The 2,576-nt window shown below is 62.6% G+C and carries 1 protein-coding gene; it reads right to left on the minus strand.

The features are described 5' to 3' along the window. Nucleotides 1–2,576: FAD-linked oxidase C-terminal domain-containing protein (locus PQR40_RS38840; RefSeq protein ID WP_408511268.1), on the minus strand; the 2,576-nt coding region annotated here is incomplete at both ends.

Here is a 2,576-nt window from a genome sequence, read left to right on the forward strand (position 1 = left end):
CCCGGCATCTTCTTGTTCATGAAGTGGATCACCTGCTGCGTGACCTTCGGCTTGCCGACGGTTGCCGGCGGGTGCGCCGTCTGCTTCTTCGCGAACTTCTTCAGCACGTCGTTGCCGAAGCGCTGCGCCTTGTAGCCGATGCCCATCATCGCAGTGCGCGCGAGGTTGATGGTCTGCGGATTGGTGGCATTGAGGAAGAACATACCGGCCGCGTTGCCCGGATTGAACTTCTTCTTGCCCATCTTGCGCAGCAGGTTACGCATGTTCATCGTCACGTCGCCGAAGTCGATCTTCACCGGACACGGCGTCACGCATTTGTGACAGACCGTGCAGTGATCGGCGACGTCGTTAAACTCGTCCCAGTGCTTGATCGACACGCCGCGGCGAGTCTGCTCTTCGTACAGGAACGCCTCGACCAGCAAAGAGGTAGCGAGAATCTTGTTGCGCGGGCTGTACAGCAGGTTCGCGCGCGGCACGTGGGTCGCGCACACCGGCTTGCACTTGCCGCAACGCAAGCAGTCCTTGATCGACTCGGAAATTGCGCCAATGTCGGACTGCTGCATGATCAGCGATTCGTAACCCATCAGGCCGAAGCTCGGCGTGTACGCGTTACGCAGATCGGCGCCAGCGAGCAGCTTGCCCGCATTGAAGCGGCCATGCGGATCGACGCGCTGCTTGTACGCGCGGAATTCGCCGATTTCGTCTTCCGTCAGGAATTCGAGCTTGGTGATACCGATGCCGTGCTCGCCGGAGATCACACCGTCGAGCGAACGCGCCAGCTTCATGATGCGCGCGACCGCCGTGTGGGCGTCCTGCAGCATCTCGTAGTTATCGGAGTTGACCGGCAGGTTCGTGTGGACGTTGCCGTCGCCCGCGTGCATGTGCAGCGCGACGAACACGCGGCCACGCAGCACCTTCTTGTGGATCGCCTGGGCTTCTTCGAGGATCGGCTTGAATTCGCCACCATTGAAGATCTGACGCAGTTCGGCGCGGATCTCCGCCTTCCACGACACGCGCACCGTACGGTCCTGCGTGATATGGAACACGGTCGCATCCGGCTGTGCGTCGACGCGATCGGCGAACTTCTCCGCCAGCCCTTCGTAGCCGAGGCCGACCAGATAGTGCTGCGCCTCGCGCAAGGACAGATCGAGCTTGTCGCGCAGGAATTCCCAGCGCGTACGCACTTTCTTCAGCAGATCGAGCGCCTGTTGCACGCGATCTTCGAGCAACTCTGCGCTCGGGATTTCATTGGCGTCGTCGCTCTTGCCGAGCGGCAGCTTGCCGCCCTTGAAGAACGCTTCGAGCGCGTCGACCAGCTGCAGCTTGTTCTTGATCGACAGTTCGATATTGATGCGTTCGATGCCGTCGGTGTACTCGCCCATCCGGTCGAGCGGGATCACCACGTCTTCGTTGATCTTGAACGCGTTGGTGTGCTTGGCAATCGCCGCGGTACGGCTGCGGTCGAGCCAGAAACGCTTGCGCGCTTCGGCGTTGACCGCGACGAAGCCTTCGCCGCTCTTGCCGTTGGCCATGCGCACGACTTCCGAGGTGGCTTGCGCCACCGCATCCGCATCGTCGCCGACGATGTCGCCGATCAGCACCATCTTCGGAAACGCGTTGCGCTTGCTCTTGGTCGCATAACCGACCGCGCGCAGATAGCGCTCGTCCAGATGCTCGAGCCCGGCGAGAATCGCGCCGCCCTGCTTCGACGTTTCGAACAGGTAATCCTTGATCTCGACAATGCTCGGAATCGCTTCGCGCGCCTGGCCGAAGAACTCGAGGCAGACCGTGCGCGTATGCGCCGGCATCTTGTGCAGCACCCAGCGCGCCGACGTGATCAGGCCGTCGCAGCCTTCCTTCTGCACGCCCGGCAAGCCGGCCAGGAATTTGTCCGTGACGTCCTTGCCCAGCCCTTCCTTGCGGAACACGCGCCCCTTGATGTCGAGCGCTTCCGTGCGCAGCAGCTTTTCGCCCGGAGCATATCTGCCGTCGAACCACTTCAGTTCGAAACGCGCGAGTTCGATGTCGTGAATCTTGCCGAGGTTGTGGTCCAGACGCGTGACTTCGAGCCAGTTCCCTTCCGGGTCGACCATGCGCCACCAGGCGAGATTGTCGAGCGCCGTGCCCCATAGCACCGCCTTCTTGCCGCCCGCGTTCATCGCGACATTGCCGCCAACGCAGGACGCATCCAGCGAAGTCGGATCGACGGCGAACACGAAGCCGGCCTGCTCGGCCGCTTCGGTCACGCGGCGTGTGACCACGCCCGCGCCGGAGAAAATCGTCGCCACCTTGCGCTCGACACCCGGCAGTTCGGTCATCTCGACCGCGCCCAGCTGTTCGAGCTTCTCAGTGTTGATGACGGCCGAGAACGGCGTGAGCGGCACCGCGCCGCCCGTGTAGCCCGTGCCGCCTCCACGCGGAATCACGGTCAGACCGAGTTCGAAACACGCCTTGATCATGCCGGCGATCTCGGCTTCGGTATCCGGCGTCAGCACGACGAACGGGTACTCGACGCGCCAGTCGGTCGCGTCGGTCACATGCGAGACGCGGGACAAGCCGTCGAACTTGATGTTGTC

The sequence above is a fragment of the Paraburkholderia sediminicola genome, from assembly GCF_046026855.1.
GTDB classification, from domain to species: Bacteria; Pseudomonadota; Gammaproteobacteria; order Burkholderiales; family Burkholderiaceae; genus Paraburkholderia; species Paraburkholderia sediminicola_A.